General features: G+C 43.4%; 32 protein-coding genes. 7 read left to right on the forward strand and 25 right to left on the reverse strand.

The features are described 5' to 3' along the window. Window positions 1-98: 98 nt before the first annotated feature. Window positions 99-956, reverse strand: coding sequence for an SDR family oxidoreductase (locus ACFWMP_RS03475; protein ID WP_339270464.1), 858 nt, complete (start codon window positions 954-956; stop codon window positions 99-101). Between the two features lie 197 nt (window positions 957-1,153). Here ACFWMP_RS03475 and ACFWMP_RS03480 point away from each other — a divergent pair, with 197 nt between their 5' ends. Continuing rightward, the gene (locus ACFWMP_RS03480) at window positions 1,154-1,930 is read left to right on the forward strand and encodes a hypothetical protein (RefSeq protein ID WP_339247204.1); all 777 of its coding nucleotides are present in this window, start codon (window positions 1,154-1,156) and stop codon (window positions 1,928-1,930) included. Window positions 1,931-1,948: 18 nt separating this feature from the next. Here the strand turns inward: ACFWMP_RS03480 and ACFWMP_RS03485 are convergent, their stop codons facing one another. The 13 genes from ACFWMP_RS03485 to ACFWMP_RS03545 all read right to left on the reverse strand — a co-directional run bounded on the left by ACFWMP_RS03485 (window position 1,949) and on the right by ACFWMP_RS03545 (window position 9,060). After that, the gene (locus ACFWMP_RS03485; RefSeq protein WP_042187128.1) at window positions 1,949-2,740 is read right to left on the reverse strand and encodes a lipid II flippase Amj family protein; all 792 of its coding nucleotides are present in this window, start codon (window positions 2,738-2,740) and stop codon (window positions 1,949-1,951) included. 24 nt (window positions 2,741-2,764) lie between these two features. Continuing rightward, window positions 2,765-3,175, reverse strand: coding sequence for a ribosomal maturation YjgA family protein (locus ACFWMP_RS03490; protein ID WP_081382731.1), 411 nt, complete (start codon window positions 3,173-3,175; stop codon window positions 2,765-2,767). 9 nt (window positions 3,176-3,184) lie between these two features. Beyond that, window positions 3,185-3,610 carry a hypothetical protein gene (locus ACFWMP_RS03495; RefSeq protein WP_042187124.1) on the reverse strand — a complete coding sequence of 142 codons (426 nt, stop codon included), beginning with the start codon at window positions 3,608-3,610 and terminating at the stop codon, window positions 3,185-3,187. Continuing rightward, the gene (locus ACFWMP_RS03500) at window positions 3,607-4,194 is read right to left on the reverse strand and encodes a histidine phosphatase family protein (RefSeq protein WP_379421970.1); all 588 of its coding nucleotides are present in this window, start codon (window positions 4,192-4,194) and stop codon (window positions 3,607-3,609) included. The genes ACFWMP_RS03495 and ACFWMP_RS03500 overlap by 4 nt, the downstream gene beginning before the upstream one ends. Before the next feature lie 18 nt (window positions 4,195-4,212). Beyond that, window positions 4,213-4,686 (reverse strand): NUDIX domain-containing protein, encoded by a 474-nt coding sequence (locus tag ACFWMP_RS03505; RefSeq protein ID WP_042193681.1) that lies wholly within the window; start codon window positions 4,684-4,686, stop codon window positions 4,213-4,215. A 210-nt stretch (window positions 4,687-4,896) separates the two neighbouring features. After that, a complete protein-coding gene (locus ACFWMP_RS03510) occupies window positions 4,897-5,043 on the reverse strand; it encodes a hypothetical protein (RefSeq protein ID WP_156113097.1) in 147 nt (48 codons plus the stop codon). A 61-nt stretch (window positions 5,044-5,104) separates the two neighbouring features. Then, window positions 5,105-5,569: a 2-thiouracil desulfurase family protein gene (locus ACFWMP_RS03515; RefSeq protein WP_379421973.1), complete on the reverse strand. Its 465-nt coding sequence runs from the start codon at window positions 5,567-5,569 to the stop codon at window positions 5,105-5,107. A gap of 145 nt (window positions 5,570-5,714) precedes the next feature. Further along, a complete protein-coding gene (locus tag ACFWMP_RS03520; protein ID WP_379421976.1) occupies window positions 5,715-6,281 on the reverse strand; it encodes a putative ABC transporter permease in 567 nt (188 codons plus the stop codon). 162 nt (window positions 6,282-6,443) lie between these two features. Beyond that, a complete protein-coding gene (locus ACFWMP_RS03525; RefSeq protein ID WP_042187116.1) occupies window positions 6,444-6,632 on the reverse strand; it encodes a hypothetical protein in 189 nt (62 codons plus the stop codon). 176 nt (window positions 6,633-6,808) lie between these two features. Beyond that, window positions 6,809-6,988 (reverse strand): hypothetical protein, encoded by a 180-nt coding sequence (locus ACFWMP_RS03530; RefSeq protein ID WP_042126589.1) that lies wholly within the window; start codon window positions 6,986-6,988, stop codon window positions 6,809-6,811. Window positions 6,989-7,079: 91 nt separating this feature from the next. Next, the gene (locus ACFWMP_RS03535; RefSeq protein WP_379421979.1) at window positions 7,080-7,766 is read right to left on the reverse strand and encodes an LrgB family protein; all 687 of its coding nucleotides are present in this window, start codon (window positions 7,764-7,766) and stop codon (window positions 7,080-7,082) included. Then, window positions 7,766-8,176, reverse strand: coding sequence for a CidA/LrgA family holin-like protein (locus ACFWMP_RS03540; protein ID WP_076283039.1), 411 nt, complete (start codon window positions 8,174-8,176; stop codon window positions 7,766-7,768). The genes ACFWMP_RS03535 and ACFWMP_RS03540 overlap by 1 nt, the downstream gene beginning before the upstream one ends. 209 nt (window positions 8,177-8,385) lie before the next feature. Next, window positions 8,386-9,060 carry an NAD(P)H-dependent oxidoreductase gene (locus ACFWMP_RS03545; RefSeq protein ID WP_379421981.1) on the reverse strand — a complete coding sequence of 225 codons (675 nt, stop codon included), beginning with the start codon at window positions 9,058-9,060 and terminating at the stop codon, window positions 8,386-8,388. Between the two features lie 151 nt (window positions 9,061-9,211). Between ACFWMP_RS03545 and ACFWMP_RS03550 the strand changes: the two genes are divergently transcribed. Continuing rightward, a complete protein-coding gene (locus tag ACFWMP_RS03550) occupies window positions 9,212-9,604 on the forward strand; it encodes a winged helix-turn-helix transcriptional regulator (protein WP_379421983.1) in 393 nt (130 codons plus the stop codon). A 16-nt stretch (window positions 9,605-9,620) separates the two neighbouring features. On the opposite strand, the gene ACFWMP_RS03555 is transcribed toward ACFWMP_RS03550, so the two are convergent. The 3 genes from ACFWMP_RS03555 to rhaA form a co-directional block, all read right to left on the reverse strand. Beyond that, window positions 9,621-9,992 carry a YkvA family protein gene (locus tag ACFWMP_RS03555; protein WP_042187107.1) on the reverse strand — a complete coding sequence of 124 codons (372 nt, stop codon included), beginning with the start codon at window positions 9,990-9,992 and terminating at the stop codon, window positions 9,621-9,623. Between the two features lie 111 nt (window positions 9,993-10,103). Further along, entirely contained in the window at window positions 10,104-10,742 is a 639-nt protein-coding gene (locus tag ACFWMP_RS03560; protein WP_042187105.1) for a Vat family streptogramin A O-acetyltransferase, read from the reverse strand. A gap of 116 nt (window positions 10,743-10,858) precedes the next feature. Next, entirely contained in the window at window positions 10,859-12,133 is a 1,275-nt protein-coding gene (rhaA, locus tag ACFWMP_RS03565) for an L-rhamnose isomerase (RefSeq protein WP_379421986.1), read from the reverse strand. 281 nt (window positions 12,134-12,414) lie between these two features. On the opposite strand from rhaA, the gene ACFWMP_RS03570 reads away from it, so the two are divergent. Then, window positions 12,415-12,783, forward strand: a complete 369-nt coding sequence (locus tag ACFWMP_RS03570; protein WP_379421988.1) for a hypothetical protein — start codon at window positions 12,415-12,417, stop codon at window positions 12,781-12,783. A gap of 184 nt (window positions 12,784-12,967) precedes the next feature. Here the strand turns inward: ACFWMP_RS03570 and rhaB are convergent, their stop codons facing one another. The 7 genes from rhaB to ACFWMP_RS03605 all read right to left on the reverse strand — a co-directional run bounded on the left by rhaB (window position 12,968) and on the right by ACFWMP_RS03605 (window position 21,108). Then, window positions 12,968-14,455, reverse strand: a complete 1,488-nt coding sequence (rhaB, locus tag ACFWMP_RS03575; protein ID WP_379421990.1) for a rhamnulokinase — start codon at window positions 14,453-14,455, stop codon at window positions 12,968-12,970. A gap of 27 nt (window positions 14,456-14,482) precedes the next feature. Then, window positions 14,483-15,211, reverse strand: coding sequence for a LutC/YkgG family protein (locus tag ACFWMP_RS03580; RefSeq protein ID WP_042187097.1), 729 nt, complete (start codon window positions 15,209-15,211; stop codon window positions 14,483-14,485). Then, a complete protein-coding gene (locus ACFWMP_RS03585) occupies window positions 15,204-16,757 on the reverse strand; it encodes a LutB/LldF family L-lactate oxidation iron-sulfur protein (protein ID WP_379421992.1) in 1,554 nt (517 codons plus the stop codon). Before ACFWMP_RS03585 ends, ACFWMP_RS03580 begins: the two co-directional genes overlap by 8 nt. After that, on the reverse strand, window positions 16,754-17,482 hold the full coding sequence (locus tag ACFWMP_RS03590; protein WP_042187093.1) for a (Fe-S)-binding protein: 729 nt from the start codon (window positions 17,480-17,482) through the stop codon (window positions 16,754-16,756). The genes ACFWMP_RS03585 and ACFWMP_RS03590 overlap by 4 nt, the downstream gene beginning before the upstream one ends. 26 nt (window positions 17,483-17,508) lie before the next feature. After that, on the reverse strand, window positions 17,509-18,267 hold the full coding sequence (locus tag ACFWMP_RS03595; RefSeq protein WP_042187090.1) for a DeoR/GlpR family DNA-binding transcription regulator: 759 nt from the start codon (window positions 18,265-18,267) through the stop codon (window positions 17,509-17,511). Window positions 18,268-18,307: 40 nt separating this feature from the next. Continuing rightward, entirely contained in the window at window positions 18,308-20,377 is a 2,070-nt protein-coding gene (locus ACFWMP_RS03600) for a bifunctional aldolase/short-chain dehydrogenase (protein WP_379421995.1), read from the reverse strand. 227 nt (window positions 20,378-20,604) lie between these two features. Further along, a complete protein-coding gene (locus tag ACFWMP_RS03605) occupies window positions 20,605-21,108 on the reverse strand; it encodes a GNAT family N-acetyltransferase (RefSeq protein WP_379421997.1) in 504 nt (167 codons plus the stop codon). Between the two features lie 375 nt (window positions 21,109-21,483). On the opposite strand from ACFWMP_RS03605, the gene ACFWMP_RS03610 reads away from it, so the two are divergent. The 3 genes from ACFWMP_RS03610 to ACFWMP_RS03620 all read left to right on the forward strand — a co-directional run bounded on the left by ACFWMP_RS03610 (window position 21,484) and on the right by ACFWMP_RS03620 (window position 24,454). Beyond that, window positions 21,484-22,392 carry an alpha/beta fold hydrolase gene (locus ACFWMP_RS03610; protein ID WP_379421999.1) on the forward strand — a complete coding sequence of 303 codons (909 nt, stop codon included), beginning with the start codon at window positions 21,484-21,486 and terminating at the stop codon, window positions 22,390-22,392. Window positions 22,393-22,442: 50 nt separating this feature from the next. Beyond that, window positions 22,443-23,288, forward strand: a complete 846-nt coding sequence (locus ACFWMP_RS03615) for a sugar phosphate isomerase/epimerase family protein (protein WP_379422001.1) — start codon at window positions 22,443-22,445, stop codon at window positions 23,286-23,288. Window positions 23,289-23,407: 119 nt separating this feature from the next. Continuing rightward, window positions 23,408-24,454, forward strand: coding sequence for a glycosyltransferase family 4 protein (locus ACFWMP_RS03620; protein WP_042187080.1), 1,047 nt, complete (start codon window positions 23,408-23,410; stop codon window positions 24,452-24,454). Window positions 24,455-24,465: 11 nt separating this feature from the next. Here ACFWMP_RS03620 and ACFWMP_RS03625 read toward each other — a convergent pair whose 3' ends face one another. Further along, the gene (locus tag ACFWMP_RS03625) at window positions 24,466-25,260 is read right to left on the reverse strand and encodes an AraC family transcriptional regulator (protein WP_379422003.1); all 795 of its coding nucleotides are present in this window, start codon (window positions 25,258-25,260) and stop codon (window positions 24,466-24,468) included. Window positions 25,261-25,395: 135 nt separating this feature from the next. Between ACFWMP_RS03625 and ACFWMP_RS03630 the strand changes: the two genes are divergently transcribed. Next, the gene (locus ACFWMP_RS03630; RefSeq protein WP_042187078.1) at window positions 25,396-26,739 is read left to right on the forward strand and encodes a glycoside hydrolase family 30 protein; all 1,344 of its coding nucleotides are present in this window, start codon (window positions 25,396-25,398) and stop codon (window positions 26,737-26,739) included. Window position 26,740: the final 1 nt, after the last annotated feature.

Here is a 26,740-nt window from a genome sequence, read left to right on the forward strand (position 1 = left end):
TAATGAATATAAATATAAACCATAAAAAAACGGTCATCAAACTGGATACATATCCAATGAGTTTAATGATTGTTAAGTTTATGGATTGCTCCATTCCATCACCTCAATTCTTTCGCAATAATTCTCTCCAGCCATTTCCACGGGAGCAGCGTTTTGCCTAAGATCAAGATCCGGGTGCCTTTGCCGATAGGATACCGAAGCCTCGGTGACTTCATTTCAGTAATACGACCGATGAGATCTGCCACTTGCTTTGGATCAGGTGCAGTTTCAGCGGTATGCTTGGAATATCGTAGCACAGCGTCCAGACGGTCTCTATAAGGAGAATCCTCGACTTGACGAATTTGTGCCATTCCTTTTCCCCAAATCGGAGTACGGAAGGAGCCAGGTTCAATTAATACTACACGTATTCCATAAGGAGACATTTCATGACGCAGACTTTCACTGAATCCTTCTACTGCAAATTTGGAAGCTGCATATGGAGCATACCCCGGAAACCCGGACAACCCGCTTATACTCCCCACATTAATAATCGTACCACGTTTCTGTTCTCGCATAACTGGCAGCACAGCTTTTGTGACCGCGACTAATCCGAAAAAATTCGTCTCCATTTGCTGACGCCATTCTTCCATGGATATCTCTTCTATGAAGCCGCCTATAGCAAAGCCTGCATTATTTACCAAAACATCAATTCTTCCGAATGTTTCATGTACTGAGGTTATAGTCGCCTGTATAGAATCACTATCGGTAACATCCATGGTCATAAAATGAAGCTGCTTCAAGAGTCCTGCTTGCTCTGCCTGCTGTTCAAGCTCGCCTTTACGACTCAAATCGCGCATGGTTGCTACAACTTTGAATCCCTGTCCTGCTAGTTTAAGGGCTGTGAGCAGTCCAAATCCACTAGAGGTTCCGGTTATTAAGGCCACTCGATCATGCATTCGATCTAGATGTGAATTCATCTTTGACTCTCCTTATGTTTCATTATTTCAAAAAAGCAAACAAACGTTCTTTTTCGGATTGACTATCCATTAATTTCAAGTTATAGTAAGTGTATCATTTATATTTCTGCGGGAGAAGCACCTCGCAAGATAGGCATTCATGCCTATCTTGGAGGTGCTTTTTTTGCGCACATAGACTAATTAAGGAGCTGAAATGAATGTTTATTCACAATTTTAGTTATTTAAAGAGGTTTGTCCAATTAATCCTAGTAGTAGCTCTCCTCAACATCAACCTTACATTAGCTTCTGCAGGTACAGACTGGGATTCAGCCTTAGATGACATTAACGGTCTCCATGGTAATTATACCTCGCTTCAAGTAGCCCTCAAGTCCGATAGCTCAAAAATTCAAATGCTACGTAAGCAGAACAATGAAACTCTGAAATCTATTCACTCTGTCATAGAGTCAACAGATAAGGTTCTGCTGAGTCGTTTATCATCTGAAGCAACGTCTGCTCAGAAGAAACATGCTCCTCTACTGGACCAATACAGCACACTCAGTAAGCAGTCTACCGCAGCCAAGAAAGCTAAGGACTTTAAGACAGCCACTCTCCTGGATCTAAGACGCAATAAGCTCAAAGCTGCGGTAACACTCGCTAGAACTGAAATTAAGGCCAAGACAGACGCTTTGGCAACTGCCCGCAAGCAAACAGCTGCCAAGATCAAGCCTATCAAAGATGCTCTGGCACCAATCACAGCTCTGAAGAAGCAAATCACCGCCGAGAACAAGAATATCGCTGTAGCGCAGAAAGTTCGTTCAGAAGCAGATAAACAATATAAATCGGCTGTAAAACAAGGGGATGCAATTAAGGCAGTATCAGAAATGAAAATATCCTATGAGCAAATGAAACGAATTCATGACATGCATCAGAATATTTACAGCTGGGAGCAGAAGATCTCCTTAGCTCTACGATCTGCAGAGTCTAAGCTTCCATAAGGATTCGTTCCCACCGGCTCATATCAGCTTCACTAACATACTAATTAGTTGGGCTGCAGGCACAATTAGGAGCTGAGCAAATATAGTACCTATAAATCGCGAACCCATCAATACCACATATATTTTTCCTAGCTGATCACGGTATTCTACATTTTCAGTGGCTTTATGGGTAATAAGACCAAGCTGTGGGTCGATAAATATGGTCAGCAGTATAGTCGCCATTCCGTTAATCAATCCTGAGGCTTGAGAAGCAGTCGTGCTATATTGAGGCATTAGATGAGCAGCATACAAAGATGATATGACCCCTACGGTGTAAAAGGCTGTAACAAAAACATTCATAACAATAAAACGTTTAGGAATCCCCAGGTATCTGAAGTTATATAGATTCACTTTTGGTTTTCTTATGTATTTTCTAGTATTTTTTAACTGCCCGATCGTTACGCTCGTAAGCAGCTTGGGAATAGAACCTTCGATTTCAAGCTTTGAGATGATTCTCCCAAACAAGCCTACAAAAGTAGGGAAAATAGCAATGGCAATTAATGTCCCTAATGAAGAAGCTAACAATATAATTCTCAAGTAATTAAGAAGTGGGAAATCAGAATGTATTTTGGCATAATCTACGAATTTAGCCGTCAGTGGAGCTTGAATCATGTTTGCAGTTCTTGACACGAGAACAATAATGCCTGTCAGAGACAAAGCAATAGCTATCTTGTTCAGCTTCACCCCGGCGTATCTTACCGAATAAGATAAGGTTTCTGCTGTATGAATAATCATTGTAAGCAAGCATACTACAATCAAGCTATTTACCATTTTTAGGTTCATCTCCATTAAAAGCTATTTATCTATTCGGTGCAGTTTTGGGCGAAAGTATTGATCCAGTCCGTAAGAAAGCGTAATTCCAACGGTATATCGAACAAGGTCAATCCATAGGAATCCCTTTCCGAGAATCAACCCACCGAGTATGGTAGCACGGATGCTGTTGATCCACTCTGCTTGATACAGTTGGCTAAATTCTATGCCGAAACTAAACATCAGGCTCCACATAAAAGCGATCCACAGCTTCCGGTTCACTAGCAGTACACGAAACATAAAGTAAACCATGCTGCCCCAAAGCGCATCTCCAAAATGTCTCGTTACAAACAAAGGTAGCTGTTCCGAGAATGCTCTAGAGCATAACCCCAGTACAATAACAATTAAGCAGATGCATCCATAAATAACTCTTTCTTTTAAAGCATTGACTCTCATTTCCATCCTCTATCCTGCGTCTGACTTGAAATTTATGCTTGATATAATATTAATCATCACGATATAAAACGGATAAATAATCATGGCCCCTATTATGATTAACCCCGTTACCGGAACTGGTTTATCCGCAGCTTCTGTAATCGGGAACCATGCTGCGAATAAATTAATAAACAGAACCAAATAGGGAAACCACAGGATCGTAGTGAAATATATGGATTTTTTACCGCTCAAATATTTTCTTGTCATCCAAACAAACCCCATAGAAAAAAATATAAACATCACAAATATGAAAATAAGCTGCAAGTTATTCACTTTATCCAGCTCCAAGCCAGAAATTCTACTAATACGATAAATATTTACTAGTAGCTCTATTACGACAAACAACATAAAGGCATAAAGTACGCTTAACGAATTCAGCTTAATAAAATACTTCATTTGCTCAGGACTTCGGGGTTCCACATTCGTTCCACACTAGTAAGCTCTAATTCATCAAATTCCAGCCTATAAATATCTGGTTTCGAAGTCTGTTCAAAGAACTCATAACCATACTCTTTATTGAAGTAATTCAGGATAATGGTCATGATATTCCCGTGGGTACCTAGTGCTATTTTGCCGCCTTTATTTTGCTGGATCAATTGCTTCATGATGGGGATCGCACGCTCTTGCGCTTCCTGAGTACTCTCACCATTTGGCATTTTATATTGTAAGTCTGTGAATGATGTCTGGATACCCTGAAGAAATTCTTGTTCACTGATCTCGATTTCAACGCTTGCGATGGCTCTTTCTCTAAGTTCCTCATACAGCTCAATTTCTTGATCCGATGCCTCAGCCAAATACTTAATCGTATCTATGGCTCGTCTATAAGGACTAGAAACAAAATGTGTGATCTCTTCCTCCGCCAACAGTTCTTTAATTCTATATGCGTCCTCATGCCCTTTATCAGATAATCCTCGTTCTCTCTCATCCCCAAGCACAAAAGGTGATACTACGTGCCTAATCATATAAATAAAAGTCTTCATGAGTTACTCCTCTCCAGCTCATTCAAATATCGTTTTTGCCACTTCGCGGTCTTTCTTGAAAATCTCCACTGGATAGGGAATGGCCATCTCGGGCAGCTCACTCTCTTTAAAGAACTTAAATTCTTCGACTTCTCCATCCATTGCTCTCAGCGTTCCACGGATGATAGAACACTCAAATACGATGACTGTATATTCCACCTGGTCTCCATTGTTATATTCGTATCTATATTTCCCTCCACCAAAAACCCCAAGAATGGAAGTAGGATGCACCATTAATCCAGTCTCTTCATATACTTCTCTGCGCAAAGTTCTTCCCGGCCGTTCCCCTGGCTCGATGGCGCCTGCTGGCAATCCCCACAAGGACTCTTCAGGTTTTCGAATAAATAGAATTTCATCTTCTTTATTTCTTATTACTGCAGCTACGGAAGGCATCATTAATAACTCTGAACCCACTTTTCCTCGGATCTCCTGATAATACTCAGACATCGGCACGCTATTCATCCATCCTCTCACACCGTTTTGTAGAACATCATCCTATTTTCCTCCGGCTTCCCAAAAACCCACATTATGTATATATTAGACATCACTGTGATGGAATCCTTTAGAATCGGTAATATGCTTAGCGTGGAACAAAAAAAGCTTCCGAACGGCTCAATACTTTCTGAGGTCCGGAAGCAGTTACAATGAGGTGAGACTTTGAGCTTAATGTTTCCCTTTGTAGCCGGCAAGCTGTACGATCATGATGACAAGAACAAGCAATGAAATGAGCTGATCAATACTCATCTGCGTCCGCCTCCAATCCCAAATGAAGGATGGCTCTTCGGACGGCATTTCCTCTCCCAAGGACACTGCTTCGTTCCCCTTATACACACTATGTAACGTGAGTTCGATTTATTACTTTAAGAATGACTTACCCCTCCATACGAGCAAGTTCTTTCTCCACTTCATCTAGTTGATCTTCGCCGAACACTTTAAAGCCATTTTGCCGTAATAACTCCGTAGTTGTACCTTCTCCTGACATCTTCGTATCCCTAAAAGTACCATCATAAATATAAAGACTACCACAAGAAGGACTATCCTGTTTTAATATTGCAAATGTAACTTGATGTTCTGTAGCCAGCTTCAGCGTTGCTTGAGCACCTTTCATATAAGGTTCCGTAACATCCACACCTGCACCTGTTACTACCCGCTCACCTTGCCGCTGGGCATCTGGACGAGGCGTTGATAACCCTCCGACTACCTCAGGACAAATGTGGACAAAACGCCCTTCCTCATACCACTTCAAGAAACGAGCATCGAGACACGGCACATCACCATTATCATAACGCACTTTATGTCCTAACAGACATGCGCTTACTAGAATCTTCCCTGTCATCGTAATCTCCACCAGTCCGTCTAGTATTTAATATATGGCTATATTATTTACGACACAAAACTGATATGCAAGATCGAAATGCTTGTCACTGAAATGTTTGTGCTTCATATACAAAAGAATGCTTATTATGTCCATATAGGCATCATTAATCTTGATATTGGGGGGTCTTCTCACTTCTATACCGACTCCAGCAAGTCCACAATAAATCAGCCATAAGATAGAGTCCCACGAAAGGAAATATAATTCCCCAAACATTATGGACTAGTGAATACAAACGCTCCATAAACGGCTGAATCCCATATACACAAGCTACTGATAGCGCCCACCAATATAGGGAGAATCGAAGGCAAATATGCCCTTGCAGTTGATAAGACATCCCTGAGTAATCCCACCATTGCTTTTGAAAGACAGACTTCAGCAGCCAACCACTTACATATTCAACAGCTGAAGGAACGACTAACGCAAGCAGGAGGAAAATTGGGAAAGGCAGGGTTAAGTCTCTGGCAATCAATAGAAGCAGTGGTGCAAATCCATACATTGGTTTAAAAGGGCCTTTTAGAAAGCCTTCTTTGCGAAAGCTTCCATTACTATATAAGTTATATGTACCTTCCAATACCCAGCCTAAAAAAGAGTAGATCATAAAATAAAAGAAATATTGGCCCGCCACTGCCATCGCAGAATCTCCGCTTGAAGAAAATATAGAAGTCATCATGTTATACACCACTCCTAGTTGTCATTATTTTCTTAAATATCCATCCGGCCCTATTATGCCTTAATCCTTCAGGAGATATGCGTAACAAAAAAGACATAACCCAAAGGTTATGTCTTCATTACAAATTATAAAGAGTGAAGCGGATTCTCTATCCATCCACGCTTATGGTTTTAGCCGTTCTTCATGATGCTGAGCCGATATTAGCGACTGATCGTCGTCTTGTTTCTTTAACGTATCCGTTGAAAGTTCACTACGTACGCCAAAGTTTGAACCATACTTTTTCTCAAAGTTGCCTGCAAGGGCCTCACCACGTTTTTGCCGATATCGGCTGTTCTCATTCCGACTACGCATTTCATTTCCTCCCTGCTACAAGAATGGCTGAGATCTGTGAAATTTGCGAAAAGCTACTAAGAATTTGGAGAAAACTCTCTGATGAGGTTGTACCTGAATTCATTATACAATAATTGCTAAAATCATCTCAAGAAAAACAGACTGCCCAATGAAGGACAGCCTGTCTTCCGAATCATTTAGTCCAAATCGTTAGGAAGCGGATCAGGATGCGAGGACTCTGCAGGCTTGGCTACCCAATCGTCTGCTTCTGGCTCGATGTCCACACCATTCTCCATCTTCTTAATTTCAGCTAATGAATCGCCGTCTTTATTTTCCTTGTTGCGGATTTCCGCTTCATCTTGAGAATAATCTGACATGTGAAATCCTCCTCAGGTACTTTGCTTTATTTGTTCCTTAGTTATAGTTACCCGATGGAGTGTTTTGCAAACATAGTTACGATGAATGAATTTAAGGGTACATGATCCAAGCTACAACCGGACCGATACATGAACCGACAATAGCACAAACGGTCATCGCTACGGAGCTCATTGAAACTGACTGTTCACCGTATTCCAGTGCCTTTGCAGTCCCAAGTGCATGAGAACCCGTTCCTAACCCGATCCCAATCCCAACTTCGCTTCGAATCTTAAACAGTTTAATAATGAGAGGACCGCCAATCGCACCTGTAAATCCGGCAATCATTACAAATACGGAGGTTAGCGAGGAGTCCCCACCTAAACCATTTGAGATTTGTATCGCCACAGGTGTTGTGATCGATTTTGGCAAAATGGACAGAACATACAATTTAGAGAATCCTAGACCAGCCGCCAAAAGCAGACCACTAAACATCCCTAATAACAGACCTGCAATCGCTCCCCCCAGGATGGCCGGAAGATTCTCAACTAACACATTACGTTGTTTATACAATGGGTAGGCTAGTGCCACTACAGCAGGACCGAGTAACTGATTGATCCACTGACCGCCTATCATATATGTATCATACGGAATATGAAAATATAGAAGTATTGCTACAACAAAGACTGTTGCTGTTAGTGCGGGAATCAGTACAGGAAACCGAAAACGTCTATAAATTACGGACATCATCAAATAAATAGCAACATTAAGCAGAACAATTCCTGTCGCGATAAAAAACATTATAATTCCTTCCCCTTTTCGCTTAAGCTCTTGCTGCTCCAGCCCGCCTTGCTCTTTCCTTTCAAGGTTGAAAGCCATTGACTCGTATGTGCTGCTGCTGCAATTGTGAGGACGCTGCTAACGATAAGAATCAAGATTAAGAGCAAACCTCTTCCACTAAAAATATCCATATGCTTCACGATCCCAGCCGTCGCTGGAATAAAAAATAACGGAAGATAAGCTAATATTGTTGTTGCACCATCTTCAATCCACTTCACTGGTACAACCTTGAATAGCAATAAAACAAAGAGCAATAGTAATCCGACGATACTCCCAGAAACGGGAAGATGCAGCTGCTTTTGCAGGAAGTCTCCAGCCAAGTAGAACAAATAAAGCAGGAACACTTGGATAATTATGCGAATGATTTTCATGATGCAGGATCCCTTCATTGTTAATTAACTCGATAAAGCTTAAAATGGGTCACCTCAATAAGAGTATCAGAGTTTTCATGAAAATTTCAATTACTTTTCGAATCTTGTAAGAATTAAACAAAAATAACCTGCATGATCTCCAAGATGCCGGAGACTTTGCAGGTTTAATTATTTTCGTAATGCAGCTCAAAAATGAGATTCCAGCTTAGTTAAACCCACTGAACGACTTGCTCTGCGCTTTGTCTTGTTTTTCCACGTGGTTCATTCAAACGATACCCAAAGGCTACCATGCAGGAGATTCCAAAATGTTCGGCATCCATAATCCCCTCGTCGGCAAGAACTTGCTCTATCTTCGCCTTATCGAAACCTTCCATTGGGCAAGAATCGATTCCGATTAAAGCGGCTGATGTCATCATATTACCAAGGGCTATATAAGTCTGACGGCAGCTCCATTCGAACATTGCACGCTCATTCTCCATCAATCCGAAATCAACCTTTAAGAACTTATCGAACATAATACCTTTCCCCTCCATCACTTCTGGAGGTAGCTCCTGCACATGCTCCATGATCCCTTTAATATAATCTGAATCAGCAGCCATATCTTTAGGAAGACGTGAGAGAATCAATACAAAATGACTTGCGGTTGACAATTGCTTTTGTGCTCCCCAGGCATGAGCACGTAATTTCTCTCGTATTTCCGGACTTTGTACTACGACAAAACGCCAAGGCTCGAATCCGAATGAACTTGGTGACAGACGTCCTGTTTCCAGAATAAACTGAAAGTCTGACTCACTAATTTTTTTATGACTATCAAATTCTTTAGTTGCATGTCTGAACTGGTAAGCAGACAGGATTTCATTCTTGTTTAATGATAAAGTATCCATATTTAACGCTCCTTTTATTTGCTTAGAATCAACGGCCCATTTGACTGTTTGCCGTTCTCATGCTTAATATTAGAATATATATCACTTCTTTAAAAGTACGCACATTAATGTTATGTAGTATACAAAATGATACTATGGGAGTTGAACGGCTATGCGTGATCGAAAAGGTGGATTCGGAGATTTCCCAGGAGGCAATAAGGAAGCTTGCCCTGTGGAATTTACGCTCGATGTTATAGGAGGAAAATGGAAGGGGATTCTCATCTATCACTTGATGGATGGAACGAAACGCTTTAACGAATTTCGCCGAATATGCCCAGGAATCACTCAACGCATGTTAACCTTGCAGCTTAGAGAGCTGGAAGAAGATGGAGTTATTCACCGTGAGGTCTACCATCAGGTTCCCCCGAAAGTCGAATACTCGTTAACTGAATTTGGCAAGACACTGACCCCTATTATTAAACTCATGAAAGACTGGGGAGAGGTTTACAAAACAAAACAGCTTTCCGCAGAAAGCTGTCCAGAAGGTATGGATATTACGGTGTAGCTTAAAGCTGCACCTTTTATTTTTCAAAAAATGCCTCGGCCTTTTCCTTATGCTCGTTGGTTACCTGACCAGATATCGCTTTAATGCCTGCTGCAATGATCGCTGCATCATCTGTAAATCCAAGGCCGAGAATCGCATCGGGTATCGCATCAATCGGGGAGATGAAATAAGCCAACGCTCCGAAGGCAATTCCTTTTGCCCATAAAGGGGTCTTTGCGTCGACTGCGCAATAATACATCGCAATAGCATCTTTAGTAAATGGGATCTTTCCTGCGAACTTTTTAGTTTTAGTCCAAAAATTCCGCGTCACCATCTCCTCGTTCTCTTTACTGTATGGAAACTTCTCTGCTGTGAGTTCCGCAGTGATCTTATCATCATCTTTCTTCATTAGATTTTCCCTCCGCAAGGTTCATATGAAGTACATACAGTCAGTATACCCTCAGCTATTATTTATATCTTTAAGATAAACTATAGCTCGTTCTATGAAACTTACACAATATCATTTAATTTCTTTGATCTTATTCAAATCACTGCTGCATAACGCTTCAAGATTCTTAAAGATTCGCTCGGCATCCCAATCCCACCACTTAAGCGCTTCTAGATGTTCGATCAATTCATCATCAAAACGTTTTCTAATTACTTTACATGGATTTCCTCCAGCCACACTATAAGCCGGAATATCTTTCACAACTGTTGAATTGGCCGCGATGACGGCCCCATTCCCAATATGTACACCCGGCATAACCGTAACATTCTGCCCTATCCACACATCGTTGCCGATCACCGTATCTCCTTTTAAGGGTAGCTCTGATAGTTCTGGAACCGCATGCTCCCAGCCATTAGACATGATATTAAAAGGGTAGGTCGTAACAGAATTCATTCGATGGTTCGCACCATTCATGACAAATTCAATACCTTTGGCAATCGCACAGAATTTCCCAATAATAAGCTTGTCTCCAATAAAATCATAATGATGAGTCACATGCTCCTCAAACTTTTCCGCACCGTCTATATCATCATAGTAAGTATAATCGCCAACCATAATATTGTTCCTTGTAATCACATTTTTAATATAACAGATGCTTTTGATCTGTTCATTCGGATAGAGCGAATTCGGATTCGGTCCATATTTCTCCATAATATCGCCTCCCTCTCTTTTGATAAAACATAGCAGAGATCACAGATCTTTTCAAATAAGTACGAATCATGAACATAAAAAGCGGCTACCGTGTGGTAACCGCCATTACAAGTACTTTATCGCTTTGATAAAACATCTACTTCGTATTGCTTCACATCGCTCAGCCAACTTTCTCGGACAGGCACACCATTCGTCGCACAATAATAATCCCAAATAGCTCCGAACGGATAGGATTTCAATTCCTCTACCAATGCAAGTCTAGTAGTATAATCCCCATCCAGTTCAATTTGCTTCAATAGCTCTATCGGTTCCAGCATCGCACGTAGCAGGGCTTTGATTGTGTTACGTGTTCCGATCACCCAAGCGGCAATGTGATTAATACTTCCGTCAAAGAAATCGAGTCCAATATGAGTTCTTTCTAGGAATTGACCTCTAACTAGTTCACGAGCAATCTCCAGCAGTTCATCATCCATAGTCACCACATGATCGCTGTCCCAGCGTACTGGACGGCTAACATGCAGCAACAATTGATCACCAAACAGCAGCCAAGAGGATAATTTATTCGAGATGGTCTCGGTCGGATGGAAATGCCCAGCATCGAAGCAAACCGCTTTGCCCCGACTTAGTGCATAACCCATATAAAATTCATGCGAACCTACCACATAACTTTCTGAACCAATTCCGAACAGCTTGCTTTCTACAGCATCAATGTTATATTGCTGATCGATCTCCTCGCTGAAGATCTCGTCCAGTGATTGCTGAAGTCGCACTCTCGGTGACAGACGGTCGATCGGTGTATCTTTATATCCATCTGGAACCCAGAAGTTGGTTACACAAGGCTGACCTAGTGCCTGACCGAAAGATTCGGAGATTCGGCGTGAAGCCTTGCAATGAGCAATCCAGAAATTGCGGATTTCAGGATCCGAGTGGCTTAGTGTAAAGCCATCATTAGCTTTTTCATGAGAGAAGCAAGTGGGATTGAAATCTAATCCAAGTCCCTGCTCCTTAGCCCAGTCCACCCATCTTTCAAAATGCTTAGGCTCTAGCGCATCAAGATCTACAGTTTCTTCCGTATCGGCATAAATAGCATGTAAATTAACTTTATGACGTCCGGGGATAAGTGCTAGTGCTTGCTCCAAATCTCGGCGCAGCTCCTCCGGATTTCTTGCTCGTCCCGGGTAACTGCCCGTGACAGCGATCCCGCCACTTAGCTCCTTTTCCTTATTCAGGAAGCCCTTTACATCGTCTCCTTGCCAGCAGTGCAATGAAATTTTGATTGCTGCAAGCTGCTCTAATACTTTATCTATGTCAATACCGTGCTGAGCGTAGAGCTTTTTCGCCTCATTATAGCTCGTCTGAATGCTCTTTAAGCTTTCTGTATTCTGCTCCATGCTTGAGCCTCCTGATCTTGTCTTAGTGATTTCATTTAGGGGGATTTTTCCCCTTCTTTTGCTCGTTTTCCGCTTTTTGCGCTCAATGAGGGGGATTTATACCCTTCTTTTGCTCGTTTTCCGCTTTTTAGCTCAATGAGGGGCATTTATACCCTTCTTTTGATCTTTTTCCGCTATTTACGCTCAATGAGGGGGATTTTTACCCCTCTTTTGCTCGTTTTCCGCTTTTTGCGCTCAATGAGGGGGATTTATACCCTTCTTTTGCTCGTTTTCCGCTTTTTATGCTCAATGTGGGGCATTTATACCCTTCTTTTGCTCGTTTTCCGCTTTTTACACTCAATGTAGGGGATTTATACCCCTCTTTTGCTCGTTTTCCGCTATTTACGCTCAATGTGGGGCATTTATACTCTTCTTTTACTCTTTTTCTGCTTTTTCCGCTCAATGTGGGGGATTTTTACCCTTCTTTTGCTCGTTTTCCGCTTTTTGCGCTCAATGAGGGGGATTTATACTCTTCTTTTACTCTTTTTCTGCTTTTTCCGCTCAATGTGGGGGATTTATACCCCTCTTTTGCTCGTTTTCCGTTATTTACGCTCAATGAGGGGGATTTATACCCTTCTTTTGCTCGTTTTCCGCTTTTTTGCGCTCAATGAGGGGGATTTATACCCTTCTTTTGCTCGTTATCCGCTTTTTATGCTCAATGTAGGGGATTTATACCCTTCTTTTGCTCGTTTTCCGCTTTTTGCACCCAATGAGGGGGATTTATACTCTTCTTTTGCTCATCCATAGCTATTTAATAGTCATCCCATATATTCTCGGTTACTTTATTAGTTACTCTTAAACGATCTGCAGTCGAGCAAACTCAGCTAATGCCGCGGTTTTTAGGGAAGAGTCCATCTCTTGTGGAATATAGATTGTTACATCAAATGAACGATATATAATTTCTCTTGCTTCTTTAATATCTGTGACCGTACCCACACTGATCATTTGCATAACTACATTACCTAATGCGGTTGATTCCGTTGGTCCAGCATAAATTTCCATCTCTAGCAAATCGGCCGCAATTTGGCATAGCAATCCATTATTCGCCCCTCCGCCTACGATGTGCAGCCGCTCCCACTTCTCGCCGGTCAATAGCTGAAGATCCTGAACATAGAAATAGTAAGAAAGAGCAAGACTGTCAAACACACATCTGGCAATCTCCCCTGGTGTCTTTGCTACCCACTGTCCGACTTCCGCACAATAGCTCTGTATCTCGCTGATCATGTTGGATGGATTCATGAATCGTTCATCATTGCAGTAGATGATGGATCTAAAAGGAATTTCTTGCGCTGCCAATTCTACCAGTTCGCCGAAGCTGTATTGACCACCATATTCCTCACGAACCTTTTGGATCAGCCACATCCCCATAATGTTCTTAAGAAAACGGAATGAGCCGAAGGCTCCCCATTCGTTTGTATAATTGCGCTCCATCGCTTCTGGACTTGTAATGGCTGAAGCTCGTTCCACCCCGATGAGGGACCAAGTACCACTACTGAGAAATCCCCATTTGTCGCTACTTGCAGGAACGCCTAGTACAGCTGATGCTGTATCATGTGTGGCAACTGCTATGAACTCACAATCTGGAAGATCACCCCGTGCCACCAAGTCATCAGTCAATCCGCCAATTCGTTCCCCAGGTTCCGTTAAGGGAGGAAACTGCTCTTTTGAAAGACCAAGCAGTGCCAGTAAATCAGTATCATAATCCCGAGTTTGCAGATTCAGCAGACCCGTGGTTGAAGCATTCGTGACTTCACTAATTCTTCGTCCCGTAAGCCGATAGTAGAGATAATCAGGGACTAACAGGATTGAATATGCTGCTTCAAGATCTACCTGATCATGCACAAACAGCTGGTACAACGTATTAATCGGGAGAACTTGTATCCCCGTCTTTCGGTAAACGCTTTCAGTTGATATATTGCGATGTAGGCTTTGTACCGCTCCATCTGTTCTGGAATCACGATAAGAAAAAACTTCATGAATTCGTGTACCCTTCTGATCTAGAAGTACGTAATCCACGGCCCAAGTATCAATTCCGACGGTACAATGCTCAATTCCTTTTGACTTCGCCTTCTGTAAGCCTTTTACAATTTCAGCAAATAAATAATCGACGTCCCAATAAAGATTACCATTCTTCTCAGAGAACCCATTACTAAAACGGTGAATTTCTGTTAATGATAAGGTTCCTTCCGGTTCTTGCAAGGTTCCGCAAACGACTCTCCCACTAGAGGCTCCAATATCAATAGCAATATGATTCTGACCCTGTTTATGCGCCCCAGCATTCATTCTTAAACAACACTCCTTATCTCCTCATCAGCCTACCAGCAAGGCGAATACGATTCCAGGGCCATGCACACCTATCGTCAGATCATTCTCAATATCCGCTGAACGGCTAGGTCCAGAGATAAAGTGAATACCTGCGGGGAGACCCGATTGTCCCGCTTCATCAAAATCAATAAGCACCTCACCCAGACGAGTCTTCAGCCGCTCCAGCGGAATGATGGCAATTAATGCGGTTGGCAACAGACTGACAGAGCGCCCTTTATCCGCAGAAGATAACACTGTAATAGAGCCTGTATAAGCAACTGCATAATCCGCGATCACAATCCCAATATCGGCTTCCGCCGCCCTAACTTTCCATGCTTCTTGCATATCCGTATTCCAGACAGATACCCGCGAATCTACAAGTTCTTCTTCTAGCCGAAGTGCCGCAAGCTCAGCTACATTTTGCCGGAGAATATAACGGGCGAGCATATCACTCGCTTTATTGACGATAAAAGCTTTAGCTTCATCCATCGTTGCCATGCGAAACACATGTCCACCTGCACTTTGAAAATTCGCAGTAAATTGATCGATTCGTTCTTCTGGACTCCACTGGAACTCTTGCCAATAATCTGGAGCACCGCGAAAAGGATGTAACGGAGCCGCAGTCGTTCTTGGCCGCTTCAGGCGACGAGCGATATCGTTCATGAATGCCTGCTGTTTCTCACGAGAATCATGGTCCATACGCTCCAGCCATTCTCTGTGCGTTTCCTCAGTCATATCCGGGCTCTCCTTTCAGTTCTTCCGCCTTCCGCTTCGCTAATAAATCTTCCATCCGCTTCTGTATCGACGGGTCCATCTCGCGACTATTTTTGTCTAACTCCTCCTGCAGCTCTTTCCAACTCTCGCGGAAGGATTCATCTGCCAGCTTCGGAGCGATCCGGTAGTTATTCCAGCCTTTCAGCGGCCCAAGCTTTGACGGAATTCCGCCGTCTCTCACAAGTAGCTTTTGTCCGATTCTGCCTACTTTCATCACACTACTGAATCGCTGGGACTTCGCCATAATCGCACCAAAACCTTTCATGCCAAGACCTTCCGCTTTGTCTCCATAACCTCTCTCTACCTTACGTCGCCGTAAATAGATAAGCATATCATGCAGAGGGATTTTGACTGGACAAGCTTCATAACACGCACCGCATAGACTCGATGCACCTGCGATATCATCCCATTGATCTACATTTTTGTTCAGTGCTGGGGTCAACACTGCTCCGATCGGTCCGCTATAAGTTCCACCATAGGCATGACCGCCAATATGACGATAGACAGGGCAGGCATTCAGACAAGCTCCACAGCGGATGCAGTTCAGTAGCTCCTGAAATTCTGGATCGCCGAGCTGCTCAGATCGACCATTATCAAGGATAATAATATGTTGCTCTTCCGGTCCGTCCCCATCATCCTTTCTACGGGGTCCTGAAATACCGGACATATACACTGTTAGCTTCTGGCCAGTTGCTGAACGAGGTAATAACGTAGCCATCACCTCAAGGTCGCTCCAAGAAGGAATAATCCGCTCCATCCCCATCAAAGTGATTTGCGTCTTTGGCAAGGTGGTGACCATGCGAGCATTGCCCTCATTCTCAAATAGCACCATGGAACCTGTCTCTGCAATCGCAAAATTGCATCCCGTCATCCCAATATCCGCTTCTAGGAATTTCTCCCGTAACTTGCGCCGTACAAATCCTGCAAGGATTGTAGTCTCAGGCAAAAGCTCCTCCCCTGCCTCCTTGGACAACAGCTCAGCAATCTGATAGCGGTTCTTATGGATGGCTGGGATAATGATATGAGACGGAGTTTCTCCGGCAAGCTGGATAATATATTCGCCAAGATCTGTTTCAATCGTCTCCACGTCAATGGATTCAAGAGCCGTATTCAAATGCAGCTCCTCAGTCACCATCGATTTTGATTTGACCACGGAAGCCGCTTGTTTTCGCTGTGCAATCTCTAAAGTAATCTTCACTGCCTCTTCACCCGTTGCCGCAAAATGAATATGCGTGCCGTTCGCTCTTGCATTGTCCGCAAATAGATTTAAGTAATAATCCAGATGAGCGATCGTATGCAGGCGAATTTGCCGCCCACGTTCGCGCCATTCTTCCCAGTGTCCATGATCGTTCGCCGCTTTTTGTTTCCCGTCACGCAGCCTTTCCGTAGTAAAGCGAACCGCCTTGCGCAAAAAGTCATTATTCAGCGCCAAGTCGGCACGCTCTTTTACCGTAGCTGGCTTCACATTAATCGATTCCGATTTAGCCTGAGCGGCATTCTGACTCATTGTCCACTCACCCCCTCATACAGTAGCTCTGCTAAATGCATGACTCGGACCGGTTTGTGGCGATAACGCAAATTCCCAGCAATATTCATGAGACAGCCCATATCCAGACCCGTTAAGACTTCTGCTTCCGACTCCAGCACATGATCTGACTTCTCGGTGACCATCGCCCCGGAGATATCAGACATCTTCACGGCAAAGGTTCCACCAAACCCACAACAGTCCTCAGCAAAAGGTAGTGGCACTAGCTCCATCGCCTTCACATTCTGCATAAGTAACATAGGCTCATCACGAATCCCCAGAATCCGAGTGCCATGACAGGAAGGATGATAGGTAACTTTATGCGGAAATACTGCCCCTAGATCCGTTACGCCAAGCACCTGTACCATGAACTGGCTGAACTCATAGGATTTACGCTGCAAATTCTGCGCCTTGACCAAATTAATCGGATCATCCTGAAACAGTTTCGGGTAATGATGAAGCATCCCGGTGCAAGACCCGGAAGGAGCAATGACAAAGTCACTGTCTTCGAAAGCCTGCAAAATCGTAAGTGCAGCTTGACGTGCCTCATTCCAATAGCCACTATTGTACGCAGGCTGTCCGCAGCAGGTCTGCACTTCGGGAAAATCCAGCTGTACGCCATATCTGGCAAGCAGACGTGCCATCGCTTCTCCGACCTTCGGGTACACAGCATCACTGATGCAAGTAATAAACATCGATACCTTCATGTCTTCACCTCCTGCAACACTATTTTCTACACGGTTGTTATTGCGATGTTCAGCTCCTGTAGCTGCTTTAGCTGTTCTGTGGCAGGGCTGTAATCCGTTATCACAACATCCAATTCACTAGTCGTGGCAACATGTGTGAACGCTTGAATTCCGAATTTGCTGGAGTCACAAAGTAGGATCACCTGCTCCGCGATAGAAATCATCTTTCGCTTCACCATCGCTTGCAGCTCATTCGATTCACTGGCGCCGCGTTCGAGATGAAATCCTTTGCAGGAAAAAAACATCTTATCCACGTGATACAACTCAAGCGAACGCTCGGCTAAATGACCAACAAAGGACATCGATCTGCGGCTCAGTTGACCGCCAGTTGAGATCACATCTATTCGTTCCTTCCCACTTAATTCCGCAGCTACCCTAATAGAATTAGTCAGTACAGTTAGTGGCATATCCGGCAAATGTGAGGCCATATACCATGCAGTTGTGCTAGCATCCAGCAAAATCCGATCTCCCGGCTTTATCATCATCACTGCTTCACGAGCAATCTGCTGCTTCTCCGCTGCGTTCATAATTTCACGTTCAGCATATGGCGTCTCTGGCTGACGATCACGTAGACTGACTGCACCGCCGTGCGAGCGTAGCAGCCTCCCCGCCTTTTCCAAGCGATCAAGATCCCGGCGGATGGTCTCCTCCGTCACTTGGCATAATGTACTCAGTTCCGAGACACGAATGCTGCCACGTTCATTCACTAGTTCTACGATTCTTTCATATCTGTCTGCAATCAGCATGGCTTCCCTCCGTTATATCTATCTATATTCCATCTTCCACTTATCTAGTAAAAGCTGCCGGCACTCCACCGTCAATCGTCAGCATGCAGCCCGTAGTCTTCTCTGACTTGGATGAAGCGAAAAAGGCCACCCCTTCAGCAATATCACGTGGATAAATATTTACAAGCAGTGTTGTGCGTTTACGATAATGTTCCTCTAGTTGATCTGGCTCAATCCCGTAAGCAGCAGCCCGTTCATTCCGCCAGTTCGAATTCCAAATCGCTGAGCCTTGTAGAATGGCATCCGGCAAAATGGTATTGGCGCGAATACCGAACTCTCCACCTTCAGCTGCAATACAGCGAGCTAAATGTGCTTCGAGTGCTTTGGCAGAACTGTAAGCCGATACGCTTTTTCCAGCAAATATAGAGTTCTTAGAGCCAATAAATACCATGCTACCACCGATCTTTTGCTCCTTCATCACCTTGAAGGCTTCACGTGCAACGAGGAAATATCCAGTTCCTAGCACGGAAATGTTCAAGTTCCACTCTCTTAATGAAGTCTCATCAAAAGGACTGGAAGTCGCAAGCCCAGCATTATTAACAATAATATCTACTCCGCCATAAAAGAGTGCTGTATCTGCATAAGCTGCGGTAACTTGCTCCTCCTGCGTTACATCCATTTTAACAGCGAACGCACGATTCTCACCGTATTTATCGTTAATCTCCTCGGCAATTTTCTGTGCGCCCTCCAGATTGAGATCTGCCAGCACAACATGCGCCCCTTCGGACACTAGACGACGAGCAGTTTCGCTCCCGATTCCTCCTGCGCCACCAGTAATGAACGCAACCTTACGCGAGAATTCTGCTTCTGCTGGTGCCAGCGATAATTTATATAATTCCAAAGGCCAATATTCCACATTGTACGATTCATTTTCACTTAGAGAGACGAAATCTCCCAATGCGGTAGCCCCGCGCATAACAGCAATCGCCCGGTGATACAAGGCACCGCTAATTTTAGAGTTGCTCCAGCTTTTGCCGGTGTTGATCATTCCCACTCCGGGAATTAGAATCACACGCGGTGCGGCTTCGAACATTACATCTCCCTCATGCTTATTGCGATCGAAGTACGCTTTATACTGCTCTTTGTATGCGGTAATCGCTTCGTTCAGCTTCGTCTTCAAACCATCAATATCACTGGCATTTGGTTCCCAATTCACAAATAGTGGCAGCATTTTGGTATGTACCAAATGATCCGGACAAGCTGCACCTACACTGGATAATTTCTCCGAGTTAACTCCACCTACAAAACGCAGCACATCCTCTGCGTCATCAAAGGTCAGTATCATTTTGCGCTCATCACTGACTGCGCCTCTAATCAATGGCATTACTGCAGCTGCTACAGCCCGCCGCTCTTCTTCAGGAAGCGCTTCCGATTTGCGACCTCCGAACAGATTCTCATCTTCAATTCTATCTTGGATGTAACGCTCTGCTTCATTAATGATAGAAATCGTCTTCGCGTAACAAGCTTCCGGCGTATCCCCCCAAGTCACGAGGCCATGCTTCTCCATCAACACCAATTCTGCTTGAGGATTAGCAAGTACGCCTTCAGCGATCATTTTGGATAAAGTGAACCCAGGACGAATGTAAGGCACCCATACGAAACGATCCCCATAGATTTCCCGCGCAATATCTTTACCGTTATGAGCACAGCATAAGCTGATAATCGCATCTGGATGCGTATGATCTACATGTTTGAATGGTAAAAAAGCATGCAGCAGCGTCTCAATTGAAGCACGCGGATGCTTAGGATCAATCATACAATTCGCGAGGTAAGCCACCATTTCCTCATCAGGCATTTCCTCCCGATCAAACAAAGACGCAATATCCTCAAGCCGCAATCCGGTAAAATTGCCTGCTTTCATCGTAGCTAGGTCAGAGCCGCTACCCTTCACCCACATGACTTCAACCTCACGACCACGGAAATCTAATTCTATAGTTTTACTAGAGGTATTCCCTCCTCCAAAATTACAGACTCTACGATCTTCACCCAACAGATTGGAGCGATAGACCAGTGCATCCAGACCTCCGTTGATGATTTTTTCCCGTGCAGAATCCCATAAACTTTGTACCATTTGTGAATACCTCCGTTTTTGAATGTTTATTTTTTTGTTTATTTTTGTTTGTTTTGATTTTAATCTATTTGTTTGTGTTTGAATAGAGCGTTTTCAACAAAATTTAAAATTTATTTCACAAGTTAGACAATTCCTCGTTGGATGAACTGAAATTCCATTGCGAAAAAACAAAAAAAGAGTTGCCAATTAGCAACTCCTTCACCCCTACTATTCAGCAACGACTCGACTCATAAACTAATCCAGTAGTTACATTTTCCATCCTCGATACCGCTAAGTATTCCTCTGTTCACTTCAATAACCTTTCTCGAAGATACATTGTTCGGCTCACAAGTCAGCATGACCTTATCAATCCCCAGATCCGCAGCTTTTTTTAACAACTCTGCTAAAAAAATCTTGCCAAAGCCCTTTCCTCGCTCACTAGGCCTGATGCTATATCCGATGTGTCCACCTGATTTTCTTAATTGATCATTTAAGGAATGTCTTAGCTTTCCAACACCAACAGGATAAGAGTCAATCAGTAACCAATAGTTGGTTTGCGGGACATAGTTTGGTAGGAGATTATCGCCTCTTGAGAGTGCTATCCGATCTCTGATGAAATCAGGAAATTCACTGTAAGCCAAATCAAACCCATTGTTAACGAATCCATTCTCCCCAGGGCCGATCTCCATAATCATTTCAAAAATATCGCGTCCATCTGACAAACTAGCTTCCTTTAGCTCAATCAACATCATAATCCCCCCTAGAACACAAATTGCTTACCATATCAAAAAATTTTACTGCAAAAAAGAGCCCTCTGCATTATTTAATTGCACTTTCTACAACTAAAATTAACTTCAGCACGTCTGTCTATCGTTAAGTGTACTTTGTGCAACTAAATTCCCCCAATTAAGCTGTATCCGCTGATTTCCAGAGATATAGTTGTACAAAGTACATCTATATCACAATAACCGGAGTAAAGTAGCTGTTTAGTTGTATTAAATACACTTATCTGCTCCCGCCCTCTTTTTCACAGTAATGTTTCTATTTCTATCTCCTCCTTGCGGACTCTCGTAGTATACTAATTGGAATAAGATGTAGATGTTTTATTTTGGATAAGGAGGTTTGAGATGGTAAATAGCTTCAAGAATGTAAAAGCGCAAGAACGAGTGTGGCACTCCTATGAGCAGATGATTGAGCAGTGGCCCATTCCGCTTGAGGAGATTGATGTTCCAACCACATATGGACTGACGCATTGTATCCTTGCTGGTCAAAAGAGTAATCCACCTTTACTACTGTTTCATGGTGTTGGTGATAACTCGGCGGTCATGTGGATCTTAAATATCGAGGAGTTATCGAAGCATTTTTATTGCATCGCGATTGATACTTTGGGTGGACCCGGAAAAAGCATACCTAACGAGCAGTTTAACAAACAGAAGTTTGAGCAAGTAAAATGGATTAATGAAATAGCGACGTATCTGAATATAGACGTCTTTAATATTGCGGGTGTGTCCAATGGCGCCTATATTGCTTTTAATTATGCGACCGAGCAACCGGACAAAGTGAACCGTGTCGTTTGTTTGGAGGGCGGGATGGTCACTGCACCGATTAAAGCCATGATCCAAACTTTAATGATGATGTTCCCGGAGATTCTGATTCCAACGGATCGCAATTTACTGAAAGTTCTGAAGAAGTTAAGCGCACCTCACTCCCCTTTATTTGACAACCATCCAGCATTAGCTGCTCATCTGATCCTTTTAATGCGCACTCATAATCAGCAAGCCATGTTTGTGCATAAGCTTCATCCATACGATAAAAACGCTGCAGTCGCAGTTAGAGACAAGCTCTATTTTCTAGTTGGAGAACACGCGCTAAAACAATCGAAGGATTTCATAAATATTTTAGAAGATGGAAAGTTCTATTACCAAGTCATCCCCCATGCGGGACACGGGATTAATCATGAGCAACCGGATAGAGTAAACACTGAGATCATCAATTTCCTGATAGACGATAATGATAAATCACTTGTATCCAGATGAAAGCGCTACTATTATGTTTGTAATTACACATACCCATCCTAGATAAGGAGATGATTACCATCAGATACGGAACATTAGCGCATACATTTGGTTGTTTACCCCTCAAATCGTTGACAGCAACGCTTCAGAATTATGATATCGATTTTGTTCAACTTGCTTTATCCAAAGCTATACAGGACATCGATACCTCCACAGGTAAATTAAGTCCAGGCCTCGCAAACTATATTGGCGAACAATTTGACAGAGCAGGTATACGTATCGGAGTGTTAGGCTGTTATATCAATCCCATTCACCCGGATCCTGTTATTCGGAGATTAGAAATAGATCGCTTTAAAGAACATCTTCGGTATGCCCGCCAATTCGGCGCCCCTATGGTGGCTACGGAGACGGGCGCACTGACTACTTTCCAAGCACAAGATCCGCTCCATTACGAAGAGATCGGCTGGGATATATTAAGGGCAACTGTACAAGAGCTTGCGGAGGAAGCTGAAAAATGGGGTGTTTTTCTGGGATTGGAGGGGGTCTGCACACATACTCTTTCTACACCCGACAAGATGCGCCGCATCTTAGATGAAATTCCCTCTGGCAATATTGGGGTTGTCCTGGATCCATGCAATTTTATTGGTGACGCGGTAGATATGCAGGATCAAATTGTTGATGACGCCTTCAGGTTGTTCGGGGATCGGATCATTTTGGCGCATTTAAAAGACATCTATCAAGATGGAGAGAGAATTTACCACGGTAAGGCTGGTGGAGGGCATTTTCATACCGAAGCATTCCTGAGCAAACTCCAAAAATATAAGCCCATGATCGACCTATCTTTAGAAGATATAACGAACCTCGAGATTAATGAGACCGTTGCTTTACTGAAGAATATTGCTCATATGGAAAAATAACGCTTTTCAAAATCAGCTAAATGGTACCTTTCTATGCGAGTTGAATAAAATAAGAAACAGAACGATTGAGTAACATCGTTTGACGATTAAGCCCTAACTTGGAAGGGACGGGATTACCGATGAGATTCACATTCCCTATTCTGACCTTATCTCATGGTGGAGCTCAACGCATGCTGGTAGAACTCGCCAATGGGCTAACAGCTATGGGGCATCAGGTTACTATCCTCATGCCTGTGGATGGGGTTGTTTCCTATGATGTCCGCTCCACCTTAATCCGTTCCACACATATGGAGCTTCAAGAACAGGACTATCCCATAGGCGATGTTATTGTTTCTAATTTCCATACGACAGTCCCTACCTCTCAAGCAGCTAGCAATCAAGGAAAAGGAATTCATGTAAGATTGTCATTATGTTATGAACCCCCCTTTTTACCAGATAGTTCGCTGTCGTTCCCTTCTTATCATGTCACAGAGCATCTAATTGTTTTATCGCATTGGCAGCAGGAGCTGATTCGTTTAAATCATGGGATCACAGGAAAAATCGTGCCCATTGGCATTAGCTCCTCCTTCAAGAATATGAATATCCGTTACAGTCTTCAGGAGCCTTTAAACATAACAGCTATATTAAGAAAAGCAGAACGTGGATTCTCATGGCACCGTGAGCAAGACTATCTTATAGAGCAGCTGGATCACGTGAAAAATCAATGTCCCAATGTAAATATTAACTTTATCAGTCCGCCCGACGAGTTCAATACTTCAGAAGTTCTCCAAAGAATGAAAGCTACTGGCAAATATCGATTCTTCACACCTGCTAATGATGAGGAGCTCTGTTACCATTACAACGGTGCAGATATCTTTGTTAGTTCTAGTATTTTTGATACGGGTTCTTTGCCGGGGCTTGAAGCCATGCGGTGTGGCGCAGCACTCGTCTGTGTTTATTCAGGCGGAAATATGGAATACGCAAATCACGAGAAGAATTGCCTGCTCTCCTATCGGTACGAGAATCGGCTTGGTGAAGATGTCATCCGCCTAATTCGAGACCCAAACTTAAGAACTAAATTAGCCGTACAAGGTGAAAGATCTTCCCTCAAATGGACATGGGCAAATAGTGTCAGATTATTTGAGCAAGCGGTTAGGGACTTCTTGTTAAAAACTAGACGATCTTAAAATAGTGAAGGCTACTCTCTCTTACGATAGTTGCCTGGTGAGACGCCATAACGTTCCCGAAATACCCTGTGGAAATAGGTGTAGCTTCCAAACCCCGTCTCCTCTGCTATTCGCTCTAAGGTATAATTGGTGTTGTCCATTAATCGAAGTGCCATAGCAAGCCGAATTTGCCCAGCATATTGCATAATAGAGTAGCCGAATTGAATTTTGAATACATGTACGGCCCTCGTTACACTAATTCCGGCATGGGCAGCTACATCCTTTAGCCTGATTTCTGATGTAGCATGCTCCTCTACATAACTCTTCATCTTAAGCCCGTGTAACAGTGAGGCTGATGATGATGCAGGTGCTTCTTCCATTGCCCGATCTAACAGCAGACATAGCGCTTTAAACAGCGCCTCAAGTATTTCAGGGCTACCCCCATCTAGTCTTCTATTCTCCAGATCAAGCTGTTGCCATATACTTTGCAGCTTGCCATCATCCGCAATTCTAACCTTCTTCGGTCTTTCGCGCAGGTTCCACCACTGATCCACCCATTCCCCTGTACACATTACAAAATAGTCCACACTATGTCCCAGCGGACTCTTCTTTTCCCCGATTCTCAGATCATATATATCTTGAGGCTTAAATAATAACAGATCACCAGGCACCACGGTTACCATGTCCCCATCGATCAGTACTTCACACTCCCCTTCTGCTTGCAGCCTGATGATATAGGTATCCAGCCCACTGCGATATAATTGCCGAAAAGGCTGAGTATGGCGAATAAAGCCGCATAGGCTTATTTGGACACAATTAGTTTCCATTGCATTCACTCCTCTTCTCTAAGTAGTCGATGACCAGATCGTTGAGGTTCTTAGCCATATTGTTTCTTCAAAGAGCAGTGAATCTCCTTCTATAATAAAGACAGAATTTATATGTACAGGAGGTTACCAACCACTATGAGTAAAATTGTCCGCGTCATTCAAACAGCAAAAGAAACTACCGACCGTCTGACAGAAAAAGACCCTCTGATCTTCCTCCCCGATACATCAGGCGTCGAATCAGAGCTCATCAATATTTATGATGATCTGGAGTATCAGGAAATGGAAGGTTTCGGTGGTGCACTTACCGAGGCTTCTGCTGTTACCATCGCTAAACTAAGTGAAGCTAAACAAAAAGAAATCATCGACGCTTATTTTGATCCTGAGCACGGAATTGGGTATACCCTTTGCCGCTCGCATATCCAGAGCTGTGACTTCTCACTCGGCAACTATGCTTATGTAGAAGAAGGCGATGCAGAGCTCCGTTCGTTCGATATTTCCAGAGATCAAGAGTCAATTATCCCCCTAATCAAAAATGCTGCAACAGCTGTTGGTGAAGATTTCCGTTTGTTCTCCTCTCCTTGGAGTCCGCCAGCTTTTATGAAAACGAACGGTCAAATGAACGGTGGTGGAGCTCTTAAGCCTGAATACCGTGAGGCTTGGGCCAACATGTTCGTAAAATATATTCAGGCTTACGCAGCTGAAGGCATCGATATTTGGGCTGTTAGTGTTCAGAATGAAGCGAAGGCTGTTCAAATCTGGGATTCTTGCCTTTATACTGCCGAAGAAGAAAAAGATTTTGTTCGTGATTACTTGGGACCTGCCTTGGAACAAGCCGGTTTGGCTCATGTAAAGGTTATGATCTGGGATCATAACAAGGAGCGCGTGTATGATCGTGCCAAGGTTGCTTTTGAAGATCAAGAAGCTTCCAAATACATTTGGGGAATTTGCTTCCACTGGTACTCCGGAGATCACTTCGAAGCCCTATCGGCCGTTCATGATCGCTTCCCAGACAAGAAGCTGTTCTTCAGTGAAGGCTGCCAAGAAGGTGGCGTTCATCTCGGCTCATGGAACACAGGCGAACGTTACGGCCATGATATCATTGGTAACCTGAACAACTGGATGTCAAGCTGGACGGACTGGAATATTGTCTTGGACGAGCAAGGGGGCCCTAACCATGTAGGTAACTACTGCGATGCTCCAATTATTGGAGATACGAAAAACGATGAAATTATATTTGAGAGCTCCTTCTATTACATCGGGCATTTCAGTAAATACATTCGCCCAGGTGCTAAACGAATTGGGCACTCTAAATATACTGATAAGCTTGAAACAACGGCTTTCCGTAACCCAGATGGCACCATTGCTGTTATCGTTATGAACCGCACGGAACAAGAGCTTCCTTTCACCCTGCGCTTCCATAACAACTTGGCTGAGAACATGATTCCGGCTCATGCCATTCAAACCCTGCTAATAAAGTAAA

The sequence above is a fragment of the Paenibacillus sp. NPDC058367 genome (genome assembly GCF_042723305.1).
Classification (GTDB): domain Bacteria; phylum Bacillota; class Bacilli; order Paenibacillales; family Paenibacillaceae; genus Paenibacillus_AQ.